Raw genomic sequence first — 26,117 nt, forward strand, 5'->3', positions numbered from 1 at the left:
TGAAGGTGGTGATCAGGTGTCCTCATGACATCCTCCTCGCGTCTGAGAGGGCTGCAAGATGGCGTATGCTGGCCCAGAGTTCTGTGAATTGCGTCACAGCACCGCCAATAATCTGCGGCACCTATAAAGGCCCCATGACAACCTGGATGTCATTGGTATCTGGGGAACCCGTATGGTGGACATAGGCGATGGTGAGGGAACCGCTTAGGTCAACTCACCTACCGCGAGCGACGCCAACGCAGCGAGAGCCGACCTGACACCGAGGAATATCCTTTGTTGGAGCCCATCCGGGGGCCGGCACTTCACCCATCCCGCAATAGTTGCTTGAGGCCACGTATCGGTCGTAGGCGGTCGCGCTCGTGCTGAGAACAACAGAGCCTTGGGTAGCGACAAGGCTTTGTGCCTGATTGCAAGACATCGTAGCGGTGAGTGGGCGACCTTGCGCCAGTGCGCCAGCACTGATGCTGATGAAGCCGATAGCAGCACACACCTGTTTGACGTGTTTCATAAACTTCTCCACGGATCAGACAGGGCACAAGGTGACGCAATCTGATTATGGATGCTGTGAAATGCTTCACACCCACGCACCTTTTGTAAATCTCAGCATCACGGCTCCAGGAGAACGCCGCGGACATAGACCGCCCCACGATCTCCATTGATGGCGGAAGACTGGGCGACGGCGCACTTTCCCGATCACTGACGAAATAGACGGGCAGTCCCTCGAGGAAAACAGGGGTCTTGAGCTTGTCCCGCTTGTCGATGCCCATAGCCCAACCTCCTGGATACGATCAGTGCAGGCTCGACCCATTTCCGCCACCCGGCGCATCGGCGTCCAATGCGAAACCCCGCAACTCCGGCAGGAGGCTCAAACCGTCAGTGAACCGAGCCGATGGTTCCGGCGGAATCCTCTTTCCCGTCTGGTTGCCGGTTTGGATTGCCTCTCGGATTTCCTCCGCCGACAGCGTCAGAATTCCCGCCTTGCTGACAACGAAGCCAGCGATCGTCTTCAGGGGGATCTTGCCGGGAGCAGGCTTCTCGTCGGGCCGACGCACGATGACAACGTAAGTGTCTTCATCCGCCTCTGAACTGATGAGTTCATCAACCGATTGCGTCAGAGAGCGCCAGTTGTCGTCGGAGAAATTCATCACCTGCCCGCTGATGGTCAGCAACGTAATGGAAAGGCCATCCCCAGCCTGTGCGTGCTCGTCCAGAACCTCGACGATCTTCCTCAGACCGTGCGCCATGTCGCTTCCCCTTGCTCAAACATAGCGAAGCATAGCTGTATGATCGGAACGTGACCGGCACACATCAGTCCCCAGAGCCGCTAAACTCGGCATCGAACAAATGATCTCATCGTCTCTCGAACAGGTTCCTGTACGGGGTTTCCATCTCGTCGGGCACCTCGTCATCGCGAAACCCGAGCGCCTTGCGACCATCCCGCGTCAGGATCGGGAAAGCGACAGCTCGGCGCTCACCCGACCGGGCAGCCATGAAAATGAACAGGACCCGTTCCGGGAGATCGGGGTCGTGCTCGGTCGGGATGTCCTCGAGCCTCTCTGCCTGTTTGCCCAGAAGATCGAGTTGCACCCTTCCGGACTCCATGGCCTCGATCTCGGCTTCGGACCCTACAAGCATTGCCTCGAACGCCACTGCGTAGGCCGCCAATCGCCGCTGCTCCAACAGGTCGGCCAGTCGCGCGACCGCATCGGTATCCGAGGTGGAATCCCCGATCGGAACGGAGTCGAGCTTGCCGTCCTGTGTCATGACGACGGCCATGTCCCTCCATCCGCCCTTTTCGGCGAACACGTCGGTAACCATGCCCTCGCTGTAATCGAAGAATTTTGACGGTTCCATGTGGCCATCCCGCTGCCGCCCGACAGCAGTACCAACCCATCCAAAGCCACGTCCAGAGACATTCTGGATAGGTTTTCTGTCTGCCGGGCGGCCGGGGGACGTCCAAAACGAGGACACGGCCGAGCCCTTCCGCAGATTTAGTTAACCGAAGTCCCTGACTGGGCGTCCGTTGCGACCGTCTCCCCGAAAAAGGGAGGTCTCATCCTTATGAGTGATCCGGTGATGCGCCTTGCTGAGGCCCCTTCAAGAACAGGGCAGGCGACCTACTCAGTAAGTCTATGGCGGCCGCCACCTCATGGTCCGTCGCCATCCCGCCGCCCGGTGATCGACCACGTCCACGTTCGGGCGGTTGTTCCCCCGCCGGGATGTTCGGCAGCTCCTGGATGAACAACTCGCCGTGCCCCTCGATCAGGCCTTGCTTTTTCAGGCGCCAGTCACCGGTCGCGACCTTCTCCGCCAGCGGACGATCCACGACCTCGTAGATGATTTGGATGTCGGCCGCGATCTTGTCGACGATCGCCAGACGGCCGTTGCGTTTCAGGTTCGTGACATCCACCAGGACGGTTTCGCCTTCCGCGAGACGACGGATGACCCACCGCTCAACCTCCCTGAACACGTCCGTCTGGTGACGTAGAAGCTTTCACCAGCCTTTGTGCGCTCATTCAGAGCCTTCGCAATGGTCCTTAATGATCTTCACGAAAGCGGTTTAACGTCGGGCGTTGTCATTGGAATAACTGATGGATTGAGCCAAGACGCGGTAGGGTAAGAGGAATCCAACACGGTAACGCCTCTATCACCTACCAGCACTTCATGCAGCGCGACACCACCGCCTCGAATAGGTGACGGAACAGATGGCTCTCAGGGAAGCGCCCCTGGCGTTTCTTGGAGAAGGTGGGGCGGTCCGGCACCTTGCCCCAGCCCGAGTCGGCAGACCCAGCGGCAGACCAGGTTCGCGAAACTCCTCGCGTCGCCCCTAGAAGTTCTTGGGAAGGACGCGCTCTCAAGGTCGGCTTGGGGTCAAACCTTCACGTTTTCAGCCAAAATGCTCCCGCCGGAATCCGGTTAGCGGTTAACCGGGGAGTGCTGAGCGATGCCCACTGAAAGTCGGAGCCAATCTACACCTTAAGAGTGCATGCACCACGCGTCCGCCCGATTGATTTCTGTCCTAGCTGTCGGTGATATGCCCGATCACTCGGAGTACCGACATGGCCGACACTACAGCACCTATTCTGACAAGCCTGACCTTCCAGACCACGTTCGACCTGAGAGACGGCAGCAAGCAAATCACTTACACGGCTTATGTAACGGACGACCTTTCCGGGGTCGATCAGGTCACTGTTTGGTTTGACCACGCCTACACCTACGACCTCGGCACGTTCGATCTCAACATCCTGTTCGACAACCCTTCTCCGGGTGTCTGGACCGATACCACGACGATCTCGCAATTCAACGGACCGGGCGTGTACAACGTCACGAAGGTCACCGTTAGCGACCTTACCGGCAACACCCGCACTTACTGGGCCCATGAGTTGGCGGCCTTGGGAGCGCCGACTTCCCTCGAGTTCATTACTGGTACCTACAATCCTACGGAGGGAGGCGATCACCTCGTCGGCTCGAACAAGGTAGACGTCCTTCGCGGGCGGGGTGGGAATGACCATCTCGAAGGCTTGGGTGGCAGCGACACCCTGTACGGGGACGACGGGAATGACGTGTTCTACGTCGATGGAGACCCGGCGTTCGGCTTCGAGCACGACGTTGTTTACGGCGGCACCGGATACGACACGGTCATCGCATCAGGAAGCTTCAGGCTTGAGAGCAACTCCAGCGTCGAGGTGCTGAAGGTAGCATCGGGGTTTCTCAACGTTAGTCTGACGGGGGACTCCGGCAACAACTGGATCGAGGCGACGGCGGGAAATGATACGCTCACCGACGGGGGCGGTCAGGACACCCTAGTGGGCGGAGCAGGCAATGACACCTACAACGTAAGCGGCCCGCTCACCGTTATCCAGGACGCATCAGGCTTCGATGTCGTGAACACCAGCGTGAGCTTCACTCTCAGCGACGGTATCGAGAACCTCGTGGCATCCTTCCATGACAGCTCGAACATCGTCCTGAAGGGCAACGCCGCCAACAACTCCATCAAGGGCAACAGCGGCAACAACAAGCTCTATGGCGATTTGGGCGCCGACACGCTCGAAGGTGGCTTCGGCAAGAACATCTTTGTCTTTGACACCAAAGTGGCCAAGACAAAAAACAAGAACATCGACAAGATCAAGGACTTTAGCTTCCAAGACGACATCTGGCTCGAAAACAAGATATTTACGAAGCTCGGGAGTGCCGGCTCCGAGAAAAAACCCCTGAAGCTATCCAAGGAAAAGTTCTGGATCGGCTCGAAGGCCCAGGATGCCAATGACCGGGTCATCTACAACGACAAGAATGGCAAGCTCTACTACGATGCCGACGGCACAGGGAAGGCTCAGCAAATTCAGATCGCGACCTTGGATAAAAAGCCCCATCTGACAAACGCGGATATCTTCGTGATTTGAGATCGCGGCGCACGACACGTGGAACCCGGTCCATGACCGGGTTCACATTCGAGAAAACTGAGATGGCCAATCAGTCCAGTCGCGATGGGGATACTATGCGCCACCCATGCGCCCATTGACCCATCTGTCGAATGCTCCTCGATGCCTGTCGATCCACTGGCTGCACAGGTAGTAAAGCTGGTCCCCGATCTTGAGCGGGTTCGAATAGTACCTGCCGTGCCCGTTGACGCGATGTTGTCTCTCATGACGGGGCAGGGTCGGATCGTGCCATTTCAGGACAGGGTATGACTGGCTAAAAGTCGAGTTTGAATAGCGTTGGTCAATCAGCCTTCCGATCTCTTCCGGCGGAATGCGGTCCATCTCGATCAATTTCTGGAACACGTTCTGCACATGGATGCCGATCGGAACCAGTTCTTCTTCCGCACCGTCGTAAGCGGCCGAGCCTGTTTGAGACGCTACAGGCCTGACGCGCCTCCGCTGAGAGGGATCGACGCCTGCGATCTGGCAGAGCTGAATGGTTCTGAGAAACAGTTCCGAGGTATCTGCCACTGAGGGGGCGCAATCGATCACCTTCTGTACGATCTCGGTTCCGAACTCCTCATTGCAGATCAACCTGACTTCGACGGACATGGCACGATGCACGAGGGCCTTGTTGATGTCCGCTATGCAGTCCGTCAGCAGTTCCCGTGTCTGCTGGTCGACCTTCGGGGACGCGAAGATCACCTCCGCCGGGATTCCGGGGAGATAGCCCTGGACCGAGGCGCATGATCTGACGAGCTTCTTGATCACGCGGGCGATGGTCCTGTCCCTCTTCCCGAGGTTCAGTCCGGCAAGATGGGTCGCGATATCGATTGCGAATAGCCGCTGGTTCCCATCGTCATCCCGTTGCAGTCCGAGCACGTCGATCTCGCCCTGACGGATGAGTTGCGACGAATTCCCCTGATTGAGGATCTGGCGGCTTCGCTCCTCGGCGAAATGGGTCTCGATTTCGGATACGAACTCCGCGAGCTTGTCCCCGTTATGCAGTGACCAGCTATTCACGGACGGCTTCCAATTGAGCTGCACGATCTGGCACCCCACGACATGCCGCAACCACGAAAAGATCAGCGATTCCCCGGCTTCGACCTTCAACGCATCCTCCCTGCGTACATTTCAGCCGCAGGTATGCCACCGGCCCGCCTTGCGGGCGATCCTCCCGGTGGACGGGAAGAGTGGCGATCATGGAGATCCCGGCGGAAAAGGAGGTCTAATCCCCGATGGCTTCGGCGGGCGTATGTCATGAAGTTCCCAAACGGAATGCCCGCTCGCCTATTCGATGTGAAACTCGAGATTTGGCTGCTCTTCCCGGCGCATGAGGATTCCAGCGAATGGACCCTTGCTCGTGGCTTTCCCTTTGAGCTTCTTCCGCGGCAGAAATTTCTCATTGGGTTTGATGTCTCGGGCGCCGCTTGGCCGTGGGCGAGGGTCTGTGCTGTTGTGCCCCGGCGTGCCATCCCAATAGTAGCCTGTCCGTCCATCAAGGGTCACACATCCAAGCTGAGCTCCTTTCGATCGGTTACATGGGGTGCAGATAGGCGCTCGGTTCCAAGGTCCGTTAGCACCACCTCTCGCTCTTGGGACGATGTGATCCGATTCAAGCCCGAAATCCGACTGCCATTTAGTACCGCAATAAGCGCAGCTAAGTTTTAACCAATACCACATCGACCTAGAGTCAGAATATGGCAAGTCATGACCGAGAGGGCGCCAGTCATGATAGATCACATGACCAGTATAAGTCTCACTTTGCAGTATGATTTTCGCCGGAATGCGTTCACCATTTATAAGAGCTTAGCGCGTTGGCGCACGCGTGCTTGTATTGCTCATTGGTCTCGCATCCTGATATGTGGTGCGATTACTGTTATAGTGCGGCAGGATCGTTTAGCTGCCTCCGGTTTTGGCGATAGCCCTTATTAGACGCTCCGGGGATCACCTGAATCGCCCTTCGAGGAATGTCCATTGGTCACGATTTCAATTGCAATCCCAGAAGAGCCACCATCTTGCGGCCGGGTGATCATGCCCATGCACGGGCACCCCCTGATCAACGATGTACTGCCCAAGACAGCGCTGGCTTCGTCAGGGATACCGATGACCGCCTCAATCGTCGGGACACACCTCTTGAGGGCGGCCCGTCAAGCGCCGCCCCTCCTCACGCGATAGTCGCCACCTGCTCCCCGGTCTCCGCATTCATCGCTTGAACGCCGATAACCACACCACGGACGGGCATGTGGACGAAGCATCCGATGCAGCGCTTCCTGCCACCGATCGCGGTCTCCACGGCCTTGGCGTACTTCCCGAGCTGCGGCGCATGCTTCCGGGCGTGGCCATCCCACTTGTCGGGTCTTCCCGGAAAGCTCTTGTGGTCGAAGACGACGAACCAATCCTCGTCGTCGGGACCCTCGACGAGGAGGTCGATCCGGCCAGAGATCACCTGAAGCCCGTCGTAGGCATGGACGGGAACCTCACGCATCACCTTGCCCGTCGGGAACCGCTCGTCGAGATGCTTCCAGAAGCGGTCTGCCGCAGCGATCACCTCCTCCGGGAGGACACCCGTGACACCCCATCGGGCGAGGATGGTCTTCGCGGTCTCGATCCGCGCCTTCATATCCCGTCCGCGGTCGTCCACGGCGAAGATGGCGTGCATGGCCGACCCGAGATCATCCATTTCCGGATTGCCGGAGATCGGGATCTCGCCGTACAGATTCGCATGCGTGAAGGTATACGTGCCTTCATCGGAGGCCACATCGCTGGGACGGATCCTCAGCGGATCGTGCACGGCCATCGTTCGCGGAAGGGCGATGAACGGTGCCTCCGGCGATACGTCGACCGGCTCGCCCTCAACCCACGACACGAACCTGACGGCATGGTACTTCCCGTTCGCCACGAGAGGGCGGCCGGAAGCGGTCGGCAGGATCACGTGAGGCGTCACGGGGTCAGCCGCGAGGCGGTCGAGCCAGTCCACGTTGCCCTTGCCTGCGGTGCAGAGCACCACGTGGTCCCGCGCGCGGGTCACGCCGACGTAGAGCAGCCGGACGGCTTCCTCATCGGCCTCCTTGATTGCCTTGCGTCCCGTCTCCGAGTTGCGCCAACGGACGTCGATGTCCACACCGTCCTTGTTCAGTCCGAACGGGTAGGGCCAGAACCGGATCCAACGGTTCTCCATCGGCTTCTGCCAGTCCACCTCGCCGTCGACGGCCGTGGTCGGCATGAGGACGGGCCACGTCTTCGGCTCCGAATCGAGGTCCGTACAGATCACGATCGACCACTCGAGACCCTTTGACTTGTGGTAGGTGAGCACGTTCACCGAGTTCCGGTCGCGCGACCGGGGACGGGTCGCCATGTCGTCCTCGATGGCCGTCGCCAGTCCGGACAGGGTCGCGGGCGCCCCCGTGTTGCGGCACGTTTCCTCGTACTTGCGGGCCAGACCCCTCATCTTCTCGAGGCAGTCGAGCCTGTCGGTGGTGTTCCCCCAACGGCAGGAATGCCCTGCCACCCCGGCGGCGACGAGCACCTCGTCGAGGATCTCGCTCGGCGTGAGCTGCAACTGGCGCTTCCTGATCTGCCTCAGATCGGAAGCGAACGGAACGAGCTTCTCAAGTTCGTCGTCTCCTTCCGCGAGAACGGAATAGAGCCACGCGGTCGGCTCCTCCGTTCCGCCCAGAAGGCGGGCGATCCCGGCGAGCGCGAGCTGGTTGGTGTGATCGGCAGTCCACCGGAGCGCGGCAAGGGCAAGCTCGACCTCCTCCGCCTGGAACAATCCCCTCTGCTCCGCCGCGACGCGGATTCCGGCATCGGCCAGGGCCGAAGCCACGCGGTATACGTCAGCGTTGTCACGGCACAGGACGGCGATGTCGCCGGGCACGAGAGGCCTGGACAGGTTCGGGCCGGCACCTACTGGCCAGGGTGCCCGGTTCGCCAGCATGTCGGCAACCGCAACAGCCAGCGCCCCCGCCTGGTTCTTGGGATAGCGCCCCTCGAAATGCCAGACCGAGAGAGGAGTATCGACCGCCGGGTCCGCCTTCCGCCGCACCTTCTCGTAGCTGCTTTCCTTTTCGGGGAGTCCCATTCGCACGAAGGCGGGAACGAACATGTCGTTGACGAGGCTGACGATGCCCGGCCGGCTGCGGAACGACTCCGCCAGGACGCCGGGCTTGCCGCCGGTCTCAGCCGCGATCCCGAGGGAGGCGTTGAGGGTGAGGGTGGTGTCCGTCGCGCGGAAGCCGTAGATGGCCTGCTTCGGATCGCCGACCCAACGGCTCTTCGGTGCGATGCGGGCCAGCTCGAGGAACAGCGCCACCTGGATCGGGCTCGAGTCCTGCACCTCGTCGATGTAGACGCTTCCGATGCGCTCGCGCAGCCTGTCCTCGAACTCCTGACGGCGGAGAATCTCGAGGGCCAGGCAGAGTTGGTCTGAGAAGTCGATGAGTCCGTGCTCGCGCTTGTAGGCCTCGTAGGCCGTCATCACGTCGGCCGCGCATGCGAATACGGCCTCGATGTAGGCCTCCATGTCCGCCCTGAGGCGAGGATGGCGCGCGGCGACTGAAGCGGCCCTCAGCACGTCGGCGAAGACCATGACCTCATCGGCCTTCTTGCCGACCTTCAGCTTCATGGCCCTTCCCCAGTCCGGCCAGCTCAGGGATTCTCCCCGCGACAGCTTACCGTTCAGCCTTTCAATTTCCTCCAAGGACTTCGCGCCCATGCTCGCGGTCAGCGCCACCCCATCGGCCCGCCTGATCGCCTCGCCGATGGCATCGCGAAGGTCGCCGTCCCACGTCGACGGGTTCTCGGCGTCTGACGGTACGGGCATGAACTCGGCCAGCCCCTCGATCGACTTCCGGGCGGACACCTTCAGGTCGGCCGCGGCGATGCCGTTCTCGTCCGCCTTCTCGACGATGCAAGCCACGTGCTTGCGCCAGTCGCCCTTCTCCTTGAGTTCTCCGAGTGCGAGCGCCTCCCACAGTCCGAGGATCTTCGGCGCATGCCTCGCAAACACCGGGTCGGCCGCGAGCTGGAGCAGTTCGTCCCTCTCCTCGGCCGGGATGACCTGGTTCGTGGGCGACCGACCCAGATCGATCGCGAACTCGCTCACGATCCTGCCGCAGACGCCGTTGATGGTGCCGATCATCGCGCTCAGGAGCCTTACGGCTTCCGGGCCGCGGCCTTCATCCACGAGGCGCGCACGGGCCCGCTCGATCAGCTCGTCGGCTGCCTTGACCGTGAAAGTGGTCGCGAGAATCCGCTCAGGCTCGACGGTCTTGATGTCCTCACCGATGAGGCTCACCAGTTCCGTGGTCTTGCCCGTTCCTGCCGATGCGATGGTCGTGTCGACGCGCCCTGTCATGAAACGGTTCCTCAATTGGCTTGTTGGATTCGGCAGAGACTGCCGTACTCGCAGTACTCGCAGGGGGTCTTCGGCGGGACCATGACGAGACCGGGAGGCAATGGGGCGCCCTTGATCCCAGAGGCCGCTGCCGTTCCCGACGCCGCCAAGTCGCTCCAGGACCGATGCATGCCGACGACGGCATCCCAAGTATCCTTGAGGTTCCTGTCCGCCTTCACGGGATCCTTCGCGAGAGGCGACGCCTGCTCGGCCAGCATCGATCCCTGAGCGAGCATGAAGTACGCGGCCGGCAGGGACTTGCCCGGCTCCACGGCGTGTCCGTAAGTGGAGATCTGCACGGCACGGCCTTTCTTGACCTCGTCCCGGCGCCGCTTGTCCCGTCTCGACCACTTGAGGTCGATGACTCCCGTCTCGTGCACGGGATGGCGGACGCGAAGATCGGTGTAGCCCTTCACCTTCAGTCCGTTGCCGAAGTCGTGCGTGACTTCCATCTCGGTCCCGACGATCTCCCATCCGTCCGTCGTCAGGAGTTCCGCGAGTGTACCCAGGGCACGTGGTATGCGCTCCCTTGCGAATGCGAGGTCGCCAGCGCCGCCAGGCTTGAGGAGAGGCGCGGCGATCTGCTGGACCACCCGATCGAAAATCTGCTCCGCAAGTTTCTTCGCCTGCGATCCAGACGCAACCGGGCCCGGCACGAACACCTCTTGGGCGATCGCGTGGGCGATGTTGCCGAACAGGCGGTTCGCATCCGGTATGCTGCGGATCCGCCCCGCGCCCAAGTCTGCCACGTGCGAGAGAAGCCACTTGAGGTGGCAGGTCGCAAGCGTCTCCAGCGAGGTCGGGCTTTCGACCTTCTCCGCAAGGATGTCGGCAATGGCGGGGAGTGGCCACGACTCGCGCGCCTCGGGAAGGCTTTTCGCAACGTCCTGGCGACGGGTGATGGTCCTGGCCGCAACGGGGATCGTCTCCCGCTCATGGACATCCTCCGCCCTGATCGTGATCCGCTCCCTCTTTCCGCCTTCCTCGAAAAGGGGTGCCAACAGATGCGAGAAGGGATGGCTCCCGGCTTCGGTGCCTGCGATCACGGCTGGCCGCACCAACAGGATGCCGTGGCTCGCCGCCAGTGCGGCGTTGCTCCAGTAGGCGGTCATGCGCCGGGCCGCATTCGACGGCTTCTCCGGGCAGCAGCCTGCGGACTCCAAGGCTTCGAGTTCGACCCGGTACCATGGGAACGGAGGGGAGGCGGGTTCATGGCCCGCGAAGTTCCACCAGACGACCCGCCGGACCGGGCCGCAGATCGCTCCCGGGTGGCTGACGGCACGGAGGTGTGATGCCTCCGGCTTGTGGGCCGGGTTGCCCAGCCCTTCGGCGATGGCCGAGTCGATCATCTGCTCGATCTGGCGACGGGAAACCGGAGTCTCGTCGAGCTTGGTCAGGGCCTCTGACAGCGCCTTCGCCGCGCCGACGACGCACATCAGGAGCGGATCCCGCTCGGCACCTGCCATCGTGTTCGCCCACGTCCGAACGCGGTCCGTGATGCCCTTGGCATCGATCGCAGGCATCGTGTGCTCGAACCGGGCCACGTCGGACCAAGCCCGAAGCTCCCCGAGGAGCTTCGTCGCCTTCCGCTTGTCATCCTCGGTCTCGGCTAGAACCCACTTCTCGATGTTCTCCCACGCACGCTTCCATTCCGGCCCGTCGATTCCTGGCTGTCTCGAGACGGCCCGTGCCAGGAATTGTCCGGGCGCCCATCTCACGGGCGGGTTAGGAAGGGTGAGAAGGTCGAGAAACCGCTCCGCATCGAACGGCTTCCAGACGGTCGCGAACGCAAGCGTCAGGACCTGCAAGGCGCCGCGGAAGGGAGATGCGGCCGAGACCCCGAGGACGGGTTGACCTAGCCTTGCAAGGGCGAGGTCGAGCAGCGCCGTGCTGCCCGTCTGGGCAATGACGAGCGTCTTGCCGACCCCGGCTTCGGTATCGGACGCGATCCATTCCGCGACGGACTCGGCCGCCGATAGCTCGGTCGATGCCTCCATCTCGACGACGGTGTCGTCTCCGTCGAGCTCTGCCCGCGTTCCCTGCTTGAGGAAGACGTGGAGACGACCGAGGTCCGACGATGCCTCCACCGGAGCCTGGACCACCTTCTGGCGCACGTCGGTTCCGCCAGCCGACAAAAGTTCGGTCAGCCTGAGCCATCCCGGCGGCAGCTCGTCGGAAGCCTCCACCGTCTCCAGCCTGTCGATCCCCGCCTTGTCCCCGGCCTCGAGCCGGGCGATCACCGCCCGGAGGCGGTCCGCACGACCGGACGGCATCGGACTGCCGGCAGCCTCGGCGGCGGCAAGGTCGGAAAGCCGGGCAGGGGCGTTGGCGAGGACTCCCGGCCTCCATCCGCCTTCGACGAGAGCATCGCGCCAGGACAGGATGAGACGGGCCGTGGAGAAGGGGTCGGCGGCCAGCGACGCGGCCCAGAACCGCTTCCCGGTCTTGCCCGCTTCTTGCAGCTTCTTCTGCCACGCAGTGATTCGCACCACGGGGGTCACGGGAGGACCGCCCAGACCCAGCTTGGTCTCGAGGATTTCCAGGAAGCCGAGCGGGCCGACGATGCAGCCGTTGAGGCACCCGGGACCGTCCCCCGGGAAGTCAGGGTAGGCGAATCCATCCGCCACCATGCCGAAGACGATGTGCATCGCAATCCCCAGGGGAAAAACAGCTAAGGTTGCGATTAGCGCCCCGTTGCTGTCGACCTGCAAGGGGAACGGGCAGTGGATAGCGGGGATAAATCCTATGGCGCTTGACCACAGGCGGCGCGAGAACGAGGAGCGGGAATGCGCCAGGAGGGCGCAAGACCAACGCGAGGAGGACGGACGCGTCGAGCGGTGCCCGCAGCTATCTCGGCGCCGGAAGCGATGGGTGGGCGACCACTGCCAATGCCGGGATCGGCGGCAGGTCCCGGTCGCCCGGGACAAGCTTGAGGCAGCGGCCGCGCGGGTGTTTCAGGAAGATCGCCTCACCGTGTACCTGAGGAACCCGCAGCACGTGCTCGGCGGCAAATCCCCGCTCGCCTACTGCGTCGATGACGCTTCCTTCCTGAAGTGCGTGGAGCTTACGCTTCTGACGGGAAGACGCCGGCGTTGAGCGTGGCGTCTCCAGCCCGTGGCTGCGGAAGATACATTAAGGCGCGGAAAAGGTCAGTTTGGGTGCTTAGGAAGGCGTAGGCCCTCGCCACACTCCTCAGTCTTCTGAAGAAACTGAACACCTCTCCTCTCGGTGTGGACCGGATGAGCACAATGGGCCTGCCAAGCAATATCGTCATCGCCGACCAGACAATTCCGGTCGAGCGGTGGAGTGGAAGAGCCTCCGGACACTGCCTGCACCCCTGCGGCGGCGTTACGAGCCCGTTGATCAGACCTCGTGATTTTATTTAGTCCCGTCACCTGACTGGAGTTGCCGGATTGGTTTGGCACACGGCAGCATCGCGGGAGGTCTGCCGGAGAAGGTCGATTCCTTCGATGAGATCGCGAGGAATCGTGCCAAGCGTGCGGCTTTGCTACAGCGCTTGGATTGGCATCGAATCCTGCATCGTGAGGATGGTAGCGCTCGAGATTATGCGCGCCAGTGGTATTCTATGGCCTCCTCTTGCTCCGCGAGCGCCGAGGCACGCGCGGATGATTGGGCGGAATTCGGAAACCAGGACCGAGCCCGCCTTCCTCCTTTAGGAAGACGACGCCCCGCGCTTCAAGCGCCTGCCTAATGGCCTTGTGGGTACGTATCGTCATGTCCTCCCGACCGAGTTCAAACCTCATCAGGGAGCGAGTGCTGATTCCTGCGGCTTCGGCCAACTCGTCCTGCGTCAGCCCAAGCGTCAGGCGAGCGGCTCTCAGAAGGTCGGGAAAAAGTTCCATGGCGCGAATTTGCACGCACGCGCTAGGAATACCAGCTTGTCAACAATTGCGTAGCTACATGACAATATTATCATTCGATGTGCATTTTTTTGTCACTTTACCGTTCATTGCGATGGATCCGAGCCTTGGGTCGGGTTAACCTTCAGCGAATCAGGAGGTCTTTCCACGTCGGAGCGGGAGGACAAGATGGACGTGCTGGCACTTGGAGGTTCAAAAGGAGGTGGATCGCGAAACACCTCAAGCGTCCTGCTCGAGGCTGGGGCACGCGAGATGGAACTTCACCCTCTCCGTATACGGGTTCTCCCTCCTGGGCGGGCGCCAGCCCTGAGGAACGTCCGGAAAGTGCCGTTCAACACGGCTTCGATCTTGGCGGATGACGCAGAACTCGTCCCCGCTCAAACCCGGCTCCTCGTCCTGAGAAGCCCCGAATGCTTCCCCGTCATCGTCGACATGCTCTGCAAAAGGATTCGCACGACCATGCTCATGCTGGCCGGCACCAAGGCTCGAATCCTGCTGCCGATCCGGGACAGAGGCGGCAAGTTTGCAAATCGCCCTCGAGCAGGTCTGACGAGCGCACATCCCACGTGTGACGGATGAAGATCGCTCCGCGTCCAGAACAACCCTGTCGAATAGGAGACTTCGAATGTTCGAAATCGAGGGCAATGAATTCACTGACACTGATCAAATGCTACTGACAGCCGATCGTCTCGAGCGTCTCGCCACGAACCTGAGGGCGATCCACGCAGGCGCCGGTCCGACCGAGGACGATCTCGCCAACGCCCCAGTCATTGAAAACTGGGCTACGGAATACTTACCCGCAAAAGTCTTGTTCGGGCGTGTGGCGAGCAACCTGCCAGGGAAGTATCTCGGCTTCTGTTCAACGGATCTTTGGGTCCTAGCCGAGCCACGTGGCTGGGCACTGACGCTTGAGCGCTGGTACCGCCTCGGGTCACCGGAGAGGCGCCAAGATTAACACGCGAAAGGTAGGACGGATGCGCCCGCTTCGCAGGGAGCCACTCATCTCCGCGTACGAGGCCCTGTTCTATCTTCTCGATGAGTCAACCCACTGCACGGCTGCGCCGTCAGCCGACCCGCACATCTTTGTCGGCAGACGCCGCTTCAGAGCATAGGAGGGACTTGATGTTCGTAATCCTCAAGGATCGGATCCTGGGCCGAGACAACGTTGCCCGACTGATCGACGGCCTCGAACACCTTAGCGCGGTTCTCCGAGCAATTCAGGATGGGCGTGGACCCACTGCCCAGGAGTTGGCTGAGGCTCCTATCCTCAACAATTGGAGCATCGAGATCAAATCCACGCCATGCCTGAGCATCACGGCCGACTTGACTGACGATCTGTTCCTTCCAAAGGACGAAACCCTCAGGGAGATGCCGGATCTTCGCTGAACAGCAAGGTTGGGTAAGGGGCCTCGCGGGCTGGTACCGCCTCGGAAGTCCGCTGGGCCTTATCAGCACGTCGTGATCAGCAGGATTTCCTATGCCAGCAGACATGCCACCCCAAGATCCTGGCCGCAGTCAAGATCGCGATCGAAAGCATTTTGAGCGGAGGCGGAAAGCCGCCTTGGCAGGCCTTCACCTGCCGACGGAACAAGAACTCCTCGAGGGAATGCCGTTCCTTGCTGGCGACATCCGGCAGGACATGCAGGCTTTTGCCGAGCGGTTGATGCCCAGGCTCCGAAAGAAGGCGGAGCGCATCCACTTCGCCGCGGTCGTCAACTGCTTGGAGCAACTCACCGTCAGTCCCGGCGTCGAAGAGCTCAGAGCGCTCAAGGGCGTCCTTGAGGAGGCTACAGCCAGTCTTCCAGACAGTGTCCGGTCCTGGCGACTGCGGTGCCGGATCTATCTCGCATACCTTGGTGATCATCGCGCCGCGTTCGCACTCGCCCGCGATGCCATCCTGATGGCCATTGCGATGCAGTCGTACTCAAAGGAGCCGGTGACGGCCCTTGCAATGATGAAGGCCGCACTAGGCTGGCTCTTCTTCGCAACATCTGATCCTGAGTACGCCTATCTCGGGCGGGAGATCCGGACAGCATGCCGGGCCGAGCCAGCGATCATGGTTGACCACTATGGGGGATTGCTCGTCGAGTTTGTGGAACACCAGACTCAGGAGGCACTGCTCGCCGCAATCGCTGACGAGGAGACCGCAAACGGAAGGCTGCCGGCGAGCGAAACCGCGAACACCCCGAGCGTCTCAACCCCGACGGGGTACCCGGGATCTGCCGTAGTGTCCTCAGTGGTCATTTTCAGCCAAGTCGGCAACGCGAATACGGGGGAAGGGAAGAAGGTCGCGAAGGAACTCGACGGGCTCGCCGGCAAGGCCTTGCCCCTGGTTCCAGTACCTGACCTCAAGGCGGCACGCGCAATGTTGAAAGCGGAGTTCCCGTATGCGACGGAAGTAATCGATACCGTCCTCTGGGACGTCGCGCTCCGATCCCATGTCCAGATCCGCCCGACCATCCTTGTGGGCACTCCGGGATGCGGCAAGTCCCGGTTCGCGACCCGCCTCCTGAAGGTTCTCAATCTGCCTCACGACATGATTCCATGCGGTGGGGTTTCGGATGGCGCCTTCGCTGGCACTCCCCGTCGATGGTCGACCGGCGAACCGTCCCTCCCGGTTGCCCTCATCACCCGCTACAAGGCGGCAGGACCCGGTGCGATCTTGGACGAGATCGAGAAGGTCGGGACCTCCCGCCACAACGGTCAGGCTCATGACGCACTTCTCGCATTCCTGGAGCGGGAGACGGCGTCCCGCTTTCACGATCCTTATGTACAGGCGCCGTGTGACCTTTCCCATGTCACATGGCTGATGACAGCCAACTCTCTCGAGGGACTTTCGGCCCCGCTTCGGGACCGCTGCCGGGTCATTCCGTTTCCAGAGGCCGGACAGGATCATCTCGCAGTCCTCAGCCGTCAGATCCTCGCGGAACTCCTTGCTGATCAAGGATTGGATCATCGCTGGATCAGCCCGCTCGACGAGATCGAACTGGAAGCCGTCACCAAAGTATGGCCGGGTGGTTCACTGCGCAAATTGCGAAGGGTAATCGAGGTCATTCTGGCGAGTAGGGGCGTGAGGCACTGACCTCAGTTATGACGCGCATTGGGAGGACGAGATGTATGGCCCAGTCACAGGTTTCTGGAGCACGGTGGAAATCCCGATGACCTGCCTGATCGGCGCAGCCTCGGGGCATCCCCTGCTCCCAGGAACTGGGCGCGTGATCCGCACGTCCGACCTCTGGATCATGTCTGAGGAGTTTTCATGTGCTCGCACGCTATCGCGTTGGTATCGCCTCGGCCGACCTTACGAGGCGATCGACGAAGATCAGACCTCGGTGTCGTGAAGGAAGGCTCCATGAGCGGCAAACGCCACAAGGATATTCGGGCGGGACGGGGGTTCCCGAGCGCTGCCGAACTGGAAGCCGGGTTTCCTTTCCACAAGGACAGCATCCGCGAGGACATGAGCATCTGGGTGGAATCCAAGGTGCGGCAAAAGCCGGAGGAGCAGGACTCAGGCTGGGACCGCTCAAGATACCTGGTCGCTCTCCGATGGTTGCGGGACAGCGCGAGGGACAGCCTCAAGACCGACGAGGACTTGGCCGAACTTGTCCTCCAGGTGATCGAAACCCTGCCGCCTTGGGCGCCGGCCGATCACCTCCGTTGCTGGGCGTATTGGAGTCAACTCACGGCACAGCCGCCGATGGGTGAGGAACACCGGCGGACTCTCGGAGCATCGGCTGATGTGAATGCTGGCAAGCTTCCTGGTGGTCAAGCCGCACGCGTGGGAGCCGATAGCCTCGACCGACACCCGATTTCCATCATGCCACAAGCGAATGATCATCCGGGGCGCATGAAGGACATTCTCGCCGGGAAGGCATGGCCCGAAGCCATCGAACTTTTGCGTGGAATGCCGTTCTTCAAGGGTAGCCTCCACGAGGACATGCGCCACTACGCCGGACGCTTGTTAGGCGGCATCGAACGCGACGTGTACAGACGCGATGATTGGGACGACTACGAAGCGTCTATCATCCATCAGGCTCGGCGCTTGCGGAAGGCAGCAAGCAACGAAGCGTCAACCCAGTGGGATTTCCGTCCAATTATTGAACGTCTGCTGTTCACGTTCCCCAGGGACTATCGCGAGGGGTGGCTTCGGTGCAGCTACTACCGGGCGGCTCTCGGGGTGAGATGGGCGCAGGTCGACATGGCGAGCACGGCAGTCTCACTGGCCCTGGTTTCAGCCAAGGCCGGATCTCCATCGGAATCCGACTATCAACTGATCGCCACGGCGCTGGGCTGGCTCGCCGAGCTGGCGGTAGATGAGCTCGCGCTGGTGGAGCAACCGAAACCCATCTGTTGCGACGCGCCGGAAGATACCGCAAGACACTACGGGCAGATGCTTGTCGATTTCATGCGTATGCCTCCGACGAGGAGTGGTCCATGACAGACCGAATGGCTGAAATCCGTGCCTACAACACCCGCCAGGGCCACATTCTAGCCGGACGGGCGATCCCGTCTGCCGACGAACTGCTGCGCCTCATGCCCTTCTTTGAGGACAGCATCCGTGAGGACGTCCTTGAGTGGGTCAAGGGCGAGATCGCCCGCCTTGAGCGGCTCAACCCACCTGAGCGCCGGGCGCTCCTCCCATTTCAGGGGCTGCTCAACAACTTGGAAGACTCCGATGTTGTCGGTGCAAAGCTGGCCCAGCGCATTGACATGCTGATGCTCGCACTGGCCGAAGAAGATCGTGAGGGGCGGCTGCGGTGCACGGTCTACCAGGCAGCCCTCGGGCAGCGTGCGAGTATGATCACGCTCGCATGCAATGCGGCAACAGCCCTCGCAGCGTCCGCCGAGACGTCACCAGAGCCGACACTGGTGGATCTCACGCTCGCTTGGGCAGCGCTCGGCTGGCTCGCCGCGCTAGCCACCGATGACGCATTCGTGCCGCTGTCAGACCATCCTCGGCCGGAGCGTTTTGAGTCATCCGTCGACACTGCCCTGTGGCACGGCCGGGCGATCGTAAGGTTCCTGAGCGGAGAAGCGCCACCGAAGGTGCTGCTGCGGCAGAGGTACCGCGATAATGCAACTCAGCATTGTGATGCCGCCGAGCGCAAGCAGTGGCTGATCCGACAGGCTGGCGGCGTGTTGGAAGAGGATTTCGTGGCTGACTGGCTCGGCATGAGCCTTCCAGAGTTGCGGCGGTATACGGAAGGGGGCGACCTGATCGCCGTCGACATGGACGGCCGTGCGGTCTACCCGGCGTTTCAGTTGAAGAACCCGACGACAGTCTTGGACGTGCGCAAGATCCTCTCCGTCATGCCGATCAGGTCTTCCTGGATGCGACTGGAATGGTTCCTGACACCAGCCAGCGTGCTGGGCGGAGACACCCCTTGGCAAGCCCTGCGTGCGGGGTGGCGGGAGGCTGTTCTTGATCTCGCGAGGAGCCATGGTGCGGAATGATGGCGCCTTAGGACCGTGCCGCTTCCTTGGTCCCGTGGTAGATGATCCATCACGGGAAGATCTGGATTTTGTACAGGGTTTTGCACAGGTGGGTCCGACTGCCCGGAGGTGTATCCTGCCTCGGGACTCGGGCTCACCGGAACCGCCGCAGGCACCGGGTCGCCGGAGGAAGTCTCGCCATGACGCGCATCCTGATCGCCGACGATCACGACGTGGTCCGCTCCGGCGTCCGGGCCATCCTGGAGGGACATGAGGGCTGGGAGGTGGTCGGCGAGGCCCGGGACGGCAAGGAAGCCATCGACCGGGCCCTGGCCACCCCGCCCGACGTCGTGGTCCTCGACTATGCCTTGCCGGAGTTTGGCGATAGCTTGCTCACCCCAAAGCTCCACCGCCTTGCGAGCCAAATCGGTTCCCAAACCATTCCGATTTAAGAATGCGATTGCTTCGGTGATCGCCTTCTGGTTTCCCCATGCATCGTGGACGATCTCAGCCTGTGATTGAGGCAATACTTCCGAAAGACGGTCGACTCGGCCCTCGTCGAGAATTCCATAGATATCTTCGCCGAACGTCTCCCACATTCTCCGTGCCGTTACTGGTCCGCTACCTGCAAATTCAGGACGCCCTGCGAGAACCCGAACGATGTGGCGGCCGTTTGAATGTCCTAGGCCAGGCAGGCGATCGAAGTCGACGCTCATGGGATGACCCTCCGACCTGATCCTGTCATATGATCTACGACCGACTCGTACCGCATATGCGTCGCCTCAATTCTTGGTTCTCGCTTCGGGCGGCAGCCAAGCGCTGCTCAAGGCGCATAATCGTAGAGTTGTCGCCGCTATCACGGGGCGCAGGTGCCTCAACCTCGGGATATCGATTCCAATTTCTTGTACGGCAGCAGCAAGTGTCCGAGTCAAGCGCGGGTTCGGTTGGAAGACTTCCCAATCGAATCCACAGGCTCTGGCGATGGCTGTCTTGTTTACATTGCCACGTCGTACCAAAAGCGGGAGCCTCGCCGTTCGCAGAGGATCAATGAACTCAACCAACTTGGCATGATTGTCTTCACTCACTTCAAGGAATGACTTCTGCGTCATCAGCGGTTATCTGAACGATCGATAGGTCGAAGGGGGGTATCGAGAAACTTCTCGTCGAGGTTCCGCGAACTGGCGTTGACTGCCCAGCGGACGAACTTCTCCAATAATAAATCGCGGATAGCTTCCAACTCCGCAACTTTCCGCTCAAGCCTTCGGATCTTCGTTTGCGTCCGACTCAGAGGCTTGTCGTCTCCGGACAGGATCGGTGCCTTATTGTAATTCTCATAAGCTGCCTTGATCTCGGTATAATTGTCCAACGCCTGCCGCGTATATCGCCCACCGATCTCACGGTCGACGACATCGCATAGGGCTTCCCATGTCAGTCGTCCCTTCCAGCCATCAATTATGGCGACAATGCCCACAATGCGGTCCTGCGTCATGCGTGGTGCGCGGGGCCGCCGATTCCGTTGCTTGGTACGAACTTTCTTAGGCATCGGATCCAGGCAATCCATCAGGTGCCTCGCTGCGGTGATTATGTAGTAGCACTGCACCTGTCACCGCTTCATGATCACGCATAGCTTGCTCAATCAACGAGTACTGACCGGACCGGGACAATCGGATCAGTGTCCCATCGGGCACTGAGGGATTCAGCAGAATCGCAAGCAATTGCTCCAAACGGTCAATGGTCCCACGGTGAGCTCGTACCCACTCTTCAGCACCAAAATACTCCTTCGCCATAGCAGCCTCAGCTTCAGCAAGGCTTCGACGGGCACTTTCCAGAGCGAGGCTCACCCTCTTTGTATGCTGAGGGTCATGTCCTTTTACACACACATGTTTGGTGCAGTGTAAGCACTCCATAAACATGCTACAGGGTGAGGATGCGAAATCATGCTCACAGAAGCCGATTTCGGTCGCATGTCCATGAGTTGCGCGCTTCTGTCCATCCTCCCTAGATACGGGCGGGTTAACTCTGATCCTCTGGCCTCGGACATTAGCTAGTTCCTTTTCCCGCCGCCGCCCTTGCTCTAATCTTTCTTCCGGCGTCCGGTGATCGTAGACGGTGTTCTGTCGAACATCGGCGCGCCCGCTCCATGCTGCTATTTCCGCCTCCGATAGGCCACCTCGTTGAGCAAGCGTGTTGAGATAATGCCGCAGTTGGTGGGTTTTCAACGTGATTGGATCATCGGGATTTGACAGGCCGAGACGCGCGAAGATCCCGTCAGCCGTATGAAATTGCTTCATGATATTGTCATAGGACACAGCATCGAACATACAGCGCCATCGAGCCTGTCTCCGAGACCCGAACTCACGACGCCTCACAATCATCAACGCTTCGCTGTAACGGAGCCCAGTCGCTTTATCCATCAGTGGAAATCCCCGCGGCAGCAGAGAAAGAATAGCCGTCTCGATGTCAGCGAACTTAAATCCGCGGGAAGTTCGTCCGTTAGCACCTCGGACGAGTGCCGTTGCGCGAATGCCCTGCCGCTGGGCCCACAACTGGCCCTCTTTCGGTCTGGTGAAGCCAATGATCTGCTCAATGTCGGCTCCGGTAAGTATTTTCCCGCGCAGTCCGGCACAGTCTTCAGGCAGATAAAGTTGATCAGGATACCTCTCGTACCAACCGGCGATTCGTCGGGCCTCGTCCGTCTGATCTCTCAAACGGCATATAGCCTCCTTTGCTACATCCGCCATAACGGCGGGAATGCCCTTGATGAAGTCTGGATAGCCTTTTGATCCCGCCCAACGTAGCATATATCCCTGCTCACCTTCTGAAAGCGGCTGTACCTCGCAATCCGCTGCAAGCGCGAAAATTTCGTTTACACGACTGGGCGCACAGGAGAGCAGCGCCATCACGGACGTGGAAATGATATCTTGAGGGGATTTGGCGAGTTGGAAGGCCGTCGGTAGTGCGCGGAGGGCCCGATCGGAGGGGAGTTTCTTTTCGCGTATAGCCTTTGCCGCCTCGCCAAGTCTCCGCTTCTTCGCAACCTGCCATTTAAGGCCATGTTTCCAATCAACTGGTGCATTGGCGGCAAGATGCTTCTCGTGAAGAAAGGTCGAAAGGTATCTGAGATGCAGCCCGACACGCGGTCCATAATCCCCGGGAACCCGAGTATCGGCAAGATCGACAGCTTGGTCGAGCAATTGAGCATTGATGGCGCCGAGATCTGGTTTCAATCCGCTCTTTAGGAAGGCCCAATACAATTCCCGCATTGCTCTAATCTCCATTAACGGCGGAGACGTTGGTGCCTTTATGCCCACGTAGTAACGGATGTAAGCCTTGACCTGCGATGCGAACGGTTCCTTCACAGGAGAGCCAGGAAGCGTTTTTTGCTTCCGCGCTTCCTCGACAAAATTGAGAAGCATCCGTCCTTTGAAGCCTCTCTTGAAATAAAACTTGGTTACATCCCAAGTCGGCGCGTCGAAGTCAAGATCAGAGCCGTATACATCGAGGTCATGGCGGCACATGCGAACAAACGCTTCCATATTCGCCGCGGCGGTTAGAGTTGCTTTTGGTATGAACGGGATTAATTCAGCCAACGGATTGCTCCTGGAATGGTAAGCCTTTGGCGAGACATTGTCGTACGACCTCTGCACAGGCCACGATCGTATCATCGAGAGTTGCAGCGACGATCGGAGAGCCATCCTCAGCCATCCTCCGTCGTCGAGCGAGCAGGCCCTCAAGGATGGCCTCGTGGGGACCGTCGAGCCAGGGATGGAATAGTCGGCAAGTATAACAGGCAACTGGTTTACCGAGGCCGCAGAAGCCGTGCTTTCCGCATCCGCCTATGTCTACTGGTCCTTCGCCTTCATGTGAGGCGCCGAACACGTGGTGTTGGATTTCTTGATTCGAATCGTTGCCGCGGGTTGCCAATTTCCCGGCGAAGCGTTGAGCCATCGGCGCGAGCAACATGGCCAATTTCCTGTCGATGCTTTGAAGTAAGTCGACGCAATACTCGATGTAGCTCTTGGCTGCGTTTAAGGACGAGTGGTCGAGAATGGCAGCGATCTCCTCAAAGGAACGACCTGCTTGTGCGGCTCTCGTACCTGTGGTCCTACGGGCTCGCGTTGCATGAACGTTGATGGGCTCGCCTGTTCTCTCGGACTTCACTCCTAGCCCTTCCATTACGTATACGATCCGCTGACTGATGGTAGCGCTAGTCGGTTGTGCCAGCACAGTACCATCGCCGATGAACGTGCTTGCAGCATGGGATGCGGGGAACATAGGCGCCTGCTCCGGGTCACTCATTCCGCAAGCATAAGCTTTCACACGCACGAGCCGCACTTGGGCTTCGAGTATGATGCCTACGTCTTCAATCAGTGGGCGCTCGGTAAACAATTTGCGATATCCAGCACCGCGTTGCTTTGCGCGAGGTATGGCAATGACATAGCTCTTCCCGGAAGCCGTGCTGCTTATTTTCAGGTCGCAGATCCGCAAACTCGCAAGCTGGATCGGACGGGCTCCAATGGCGCCGGAAAGGAGACATAGGCTGTAATTATCTAAGGAGATTGTGCCTTCAGCAAAGCCCTGATGTAGAGCCTTGTACAAGCCATCATACTCAAGGTTTGAATACGCTCCGTTGACCGGACACTTCAATCGAAGCGCCCGCCTTCTCGGCTTGACGTGTCTCGGCATTTCATTCGCTGTGATCAGAGCATCCCGCGAGATTCCTGGAATTCCAAGCCTTGCCCATGCTCGCACGGCATCGTTTGCGTCGGTCGAACAGTGAAGATGTGTCTGTTCTAGTGATGCTCGATAATTGACTAGATGGATGCCTCTAATCGACTTAGCATCCTTATCTGTGTCAACGAGGATCTTCAAAATATGTCGAAGGTACCGATAAGAGGCAGCAGCAGTACCGGGACTTGCGCTGCGAAGCCTTGACATGATGAATCTCTTGAAGGAGCGCTTGAGACCCTCGTCTATCGGCAGGTCACCGTAATGAAAGTGCAGCCGTCCCGTGTCAGTAACGACTTCCCAGTCGTCTTCGCGAGGATTGAACGTGTATCCATCGCGCGTTTCAGCATGTTCGGGAAGTTCGTAATCTGCGTTGCGAGGGTTCGCGCTTGGGATTCTAGCTCGCACTGTTCATCTCCGACAGGTATGAGCGCTCTTGGGCGAGGTCGCGGGTGGACAGCTCGATATCTTGCATTAGCTTATGGATCCTCGAGCCATGCATCATGAGACGATGCTGCATATTTCTGACGTGCTCATCAGCTTTGGCTTTCGTCTTGCGCCTAAGATAGCTTGCTGCCATTCTTGAGCCTGGGACCCAGCCCATCAACCAGCATCTCTCTCGAGCTTCTTCTTCGCGGTTAAGCCCGATCGCATCGGCATAGGACGAGAAGTCCTCATTCCATTGATGTCTCAGTACATGTGCAGTGACGGGACCGACGCTGGGGTGCTTGAGCCGCAAGGTTGCGAACATTTCCGTGATCGCACTGTCCGAAAGTGGCTTGCCGTCCTGAGAAACGAAAAGAAAGTCGTGTTTCCTGGCCGCCTCGATCTTGTTACGGGCCTTTAGGTATTGTTCACCGAGATCAGCTAGGACCTCGTCAAGAGGTGCAAGGCGCTCCAGCGTCTTTGCGTTGGGTTCTCGCAGCCGGGGATCTGACCGATCATCGTGTCGTCGTTTGATCTCAAGGTAAGCTTTCTGTTGATTGAAATCACGCACGCGTAGACCGAGAAGTTCTCCTATGCGCATACCGGTTCCATGGAGCCAACGCACGATTACCCAATTTCGCAAGCGCACGAAAAGAACCTGCCAGGGATTTTCCAGAGCTTGGGGGTCGGTTACAACCAGTAGCCAGGCAAGTTGCTCCGTGTTCAAGCTCGTGCGGTCGTCTTCAACAGGAGTTGGTGCTCGTTCTCTGATGTATTCGATTGTTTCGACAAGGGCCAATCCGTATTCATGTGCTCGGAGGAAAGTATCATCGACTCCCCTCGCATTGCTCATGAGGCGCGACTTTTGCCGAGCGCCAAGCCATCTCATATACTCGGTCCCGTAATAAATTCGTATTACAACCGTGATTGGATTCAAGACCCGCACTTTGGTGGCGCGGGGTAGCTTACGCTTAATGCTTACCAAGTAGTGGTTTACTCTCCTCTCCCGCGGCGCTTTGGGTGCTGCGTGGGATGGTGAAACTGCTCGGTCGCGTAGGGATTCTAGGGGTTTGAAAGCATCGGCTATAAGAGCGTCGAGCTCGCCCAAGTCGAAGAAAGCACCGTCGTTGATCCGTTGGGTAAGGTCGATGCCATGTCGCCAACAGAATAGGTGAATGAACATCGCGCCGCGAAGCGCTTGCTCCATCGTTCCGGCGCTCGCTTGACGATACTTGGTGGCGGACCAGACCGTTGGATCGAACAGTGGGAGCCCGGTTCCATCTCGCAAAATTGGACACCGTTCGCCATCCGAGAGAATGGTAGTCCTCACTCTCAGGCCTGAAATGGCGATGGATGCTTGCTTGGCCTTAACCATGTCTCCGAAGCTGCAACTCTAGTGCAGCGGAGGTCAATACTACTGATTTGCAACCGCCTTAAGTTGGGGAGTTTAACGAGTTTTGCAGCTCGGGCTTATTGTGCCGAGGGCTGACCCTTCCTACCTTAACGGTTGGCCACATAGAGTTTCATTTTACTCAACGACTGGTTTTCGACGTCGCTATATCAACCTAAAGGTGATGCGAATCACTTGTTGGCGTATTTTGGATTGCCCTTTGGGACCCACCAGCCAATCGGACAGTGGATTGGCCCTTTAACGCATCATGACCGAGGTTATTTCGTTCCTATTGCAATGTAGTATCTTTCGGCCTGGCGGCTCCACACGAATGAAACCCGATTTCATTCTCATGTTAAAATGGTGTGTTCGCAGGTGCTGTTTGAAGCGGGACTGTGAGCCAGAACCCGATATGGGTTCTTTGTCGGCGCTGTAAACAACGG

General features: G+C 59.6%; 21 protein-coding genes. 9 read left to right on the forward strand and 12 right to left on the reverse strand.

Annotated features, from left to right (window positions below; all coding sequences use genetic code 11):
- Positions 1-788: 788 nt before the first annotated feature.
- From BB934_RS26685 to BB934_RS26695, 3 genes are all read right to left on the reverse strand, one after another.
- Entirely contained in the window at positions 789-1,244 is a 456-nt protein-coding gene (locus tag BB934_RS26685) for a hypothetical protein (protein ID WP_099512376.1), read from the reverse strand.
- Positions 1,245-1,350: 106 nt separating this feature from the next.
- The gene (locus BB934_RS26690; protein WP_099512377.1) at positions 1,351-1,854 is read right to left on the reverse strand and encodes a hypothetical protein; all 504 of its coding nucleotides are present in this window, start codon (positions 1,852-1,854) and stop codon (positions 1,351-1,353) included.
- Positions 1,855-2,059: 205 nt separating this feature from the next.
- Positions 2,060-2,410, reverse strand: a complete 351-nt coding sequence (locus BB934_RS26695) for a hypothetical protein (RefSeq protein ID WP_157934333.1) — start codon at positions 2,408-2,410, stop codon at positions 2,060-2,062.
- 649 nt (positions 2,411-3,059) lie between these two features.
- On the opposite strand from BB934_RS26695, the gene BB934_RS26700 reads away from it, so the two are divergent.
- Complete coding sequence (locus tag BB934_RS26700; RefSeq protein ID WP_099512379.1) at positions 3,060-4,400, forward strand: calcium-binding protein; 1,341 nt, start codon at positions 3,060-3,062, stop codon at positions 4,398-4,400.
- A gap of 93 nt (positions 4,401-4,493) precedes the next feature.
- On the opposite strand, the gene BB934_RS26705 is transcribed toward BB934_RS26700, so the two are convergent.
- The 4 genes from BB934_RS26705 to BB934_RS26720 form a co-directional block, all read right to left on the reverse strand.
- The gene (locus BB934_RS26705; protein ID WP_157934334.1) at positions 4,494-5,441 is read right to left on the reverse strand and encodes a hypothetical protein; all 948 of its coding nucleotides are present in this window, start codon (positions 5,439-5,441) and stop codon (positions 4,494-4,496) included.
- A gap of 267 nt (positions 5,442-5,708) precedes the next feature.
- Complete coding sequence (locus tag BB934_RS51015; protein ID WP_099512381.1) at positions 5,709-6,101, reverse strand: HNH endonuclease; 393 nt, start codon at positions 6,099-6,101, stop codon at positions 5,709-5,711.
- Between the two features lie 484 nt (positions 6,102-6,585).
- Positions 6,586-9,777, reverse strand: a complete 3,192-nt coding sequence (locus BB934_RS26715) for a UvrD-helicase domain-containing protein (RefSeq protein WP_099512382.1) — start codon at positions 9,775-9,777, stop codon at positions 6,586-6,588.
- Positions 9,778-9,788: 11 nt separating this feature from the next.
- Positions 9,789-12,464, reverse strand: coding sequence for a RecB family exonuclease (locus tag BB934_RS26720; protein ID WP_099512383.1), 2,676 nt, complete (start codon positions 12,462-12,464; stop codon positions 9,789-9,791).
- Between the two features lie 97 nt (positions 12,465-12,561).
- Here BB934_RS26720 and BB934_RS26725 point away from each other — a divergent pair, with 97 nt between their 5' ends.
- A complete protein-coding gene (locus BB934_RS26725) occupies positions 12,562-12,912 on the forward strand; it encodes a hypothetical protein (protein WP_099512384.1) in 351 nt (116 codons plus the stop codon).
- Between the two features lie 488 nt (positions 12,913-13,400).
- Here the strand turns inward: BB934_RS26725 and BB934_RS26730 are convergent, their stop codons facing one another.
- Positions 13,401-13,679 carry a helix-turn-helix domain-containing protein gene (locus BB934_RS26730; RefSeq protein ID WP_099512385.1) on the reverse strand — a complete coding sequence of 93 codons (279 nt, stop codon included), beginning with the start codon at positions 13,677-13,679 and terminating at the stop codon, positions 13,401-13,403.
- Between the two features lie 643 nt (positions 13,680-14,322).
- Here BB934_RS26730 and BB934_RS26740 point away from each other — a divergent pair.
- The 7 genes from BB934_RS26740 (at position 14,323) to BB934_RS26770 (ending at position 19,582) form a co-directional block, all read left to right on the forward strand.
- A complete protein-coding gene (locus tag BB934_RS26740) occupies positions 14,323-14,652 on the forward strand; it encodes a DUF6634 family protein (protein WP_099512387.1) in 330 nt (109 codons plus the stop codon).
- Between the two features lie 167 nt (positions 14,653-14,819).
- Positions 14,820-15,083 carry a hypothetical protein gene (locus BB934_RS26745; protein WP_099512388.1) on the forward strand — a complete coding sequence of 88 codons (264 nt, stop codon included), beginning with the start codon at positions 14,820-14,822 and terminating at the stop codon, positions 15,081-15,083.
- 175 nt (positions 15,084-15,258) lie between these two features.
- Positions 15,259-16,779 (forward strand): AAA family ATPase, encoded by a 1,521-nt coding sequence (locus BB934_RS26750; protein WP_157934335.1) that lies wholly within the window; start codon positions 15,259-15,261, stop codon positions 16,777-16,779.
- Between the two features lie 31 nt (positions 16,780-16,810).
- Positions 16,811-17,038 (forward strand): DUF6634 family protein, encoded by a 228-nt coding sequence (locus tag BB934_RS26755; RefSeq protein WP_099512390.1) that lies wholly within the window; start codon positions 16,811-16,813, stop codon positions 17,036-17,038.
- 11 nt (positions 17,039-17,049) lie between these two features.
- Complete coding sequence (locus BB934_RS26760) at positions 17,050-18,135, forward strand: hypothetical protein (protein ID WP_099512391.1); 1,086 nt, start codon at positions 17,050-17,052, stop codon at positions 18,133-18,135.
- A complete protein-coding gene (locus BB934_RS26765) occupies positions 18,132-19,151 on the forward strand; it encodes a hypothetical protein (RefSeq protein WP_099512392.1) in 1,020 nt (339 codons plus the stop codon). Before BB934_RS26760 ends, BB934_RS26765 begins: the two co-directional genes overlap by 4 nt.
- A gap of 179 nt (positions 19,152-19,330) precedes the next feature.
- A complete protein-coding gene (locus tag BB934_RS26770; RefSeq protein ID WP_237050113.1) occupies positions 19,331-19,582 on the forward strand; it encodes a response regulator transcription factor in 252 nt (83 codons plus the stop codon).
- 656 nt (positions 19,583-20,238) lie between these two features.
- Here BB934_RS26770 and BB934_RS26775 read toward each other — a convergent pair.
- From BB934_RS26775 to BB934_RS26790, 4 genes are all read right to left on the reverse strand, one after another.
- The gene (locus tag BB934_RS26775) at positions 20,239-20,601 is read right to left on the reverse strand and encodes a hypothetical protein (protein WP_162299196.1); all 363 of its coding nucleotides are present in this window, start codon (positions 20,599-20,601) and stop codon (positions 20,239-20,241) included.
- A gap of 64 nt (positions 20,602-20,665) precedes the next feature.
- Positions 20,666-22,720, reverse strand: a complete 2,055-nt coding sequence (locus BB934_RS26780; protein ID WP_099512394.1) for a hypothetical protein — start codon at positions 22,718-22,720, stop codon at positions 20,666-20,668.
- Positions 22,713-24,266 (reverse strand): site-specific integrase, encoded by a 1,554-nt coding sequence (locus BB934_RS47375; RefSeq protein ID WP_272483664.1) that lies wholly within the window; start codon positions 24,264-24,266, stop codon positions 22,713-22,715. Before BB934_RS47375 ends, BB934_RS26780 begins: the two co-directional genes overlap by 8 nt.
- The gene (locus BB934_RS26790) at positions 24,256-25,659 is read right to left on the reverse strand and encodes a tyrosine-type recombinase/integrase (RefSeq protein WP_099512396.1); all 1,404 of its coding nucleotides are present in this window, start codon (positions 25,657-25,659) and stop codon (positions 24,256-24,258) included. The genes BB934_RS47375 and BB934_RS26790 overlap by 11 nt, the downstream gene beginning before the upstream one ends.
- Between the last annotated feature and the right edge of the window lie 458 nt (positions 25,660-26,117).

It is taken from the genome of Microvirga ossetica, assembly GCF_002741015.1.
Taxonomy (GTDB): domain Bacteria; phylum Pseudomonadota; class Alphaproteobacteria; order Rhizobiales; family Beijerinckiaceae; genus Microvirga; species Microvirga ossetica.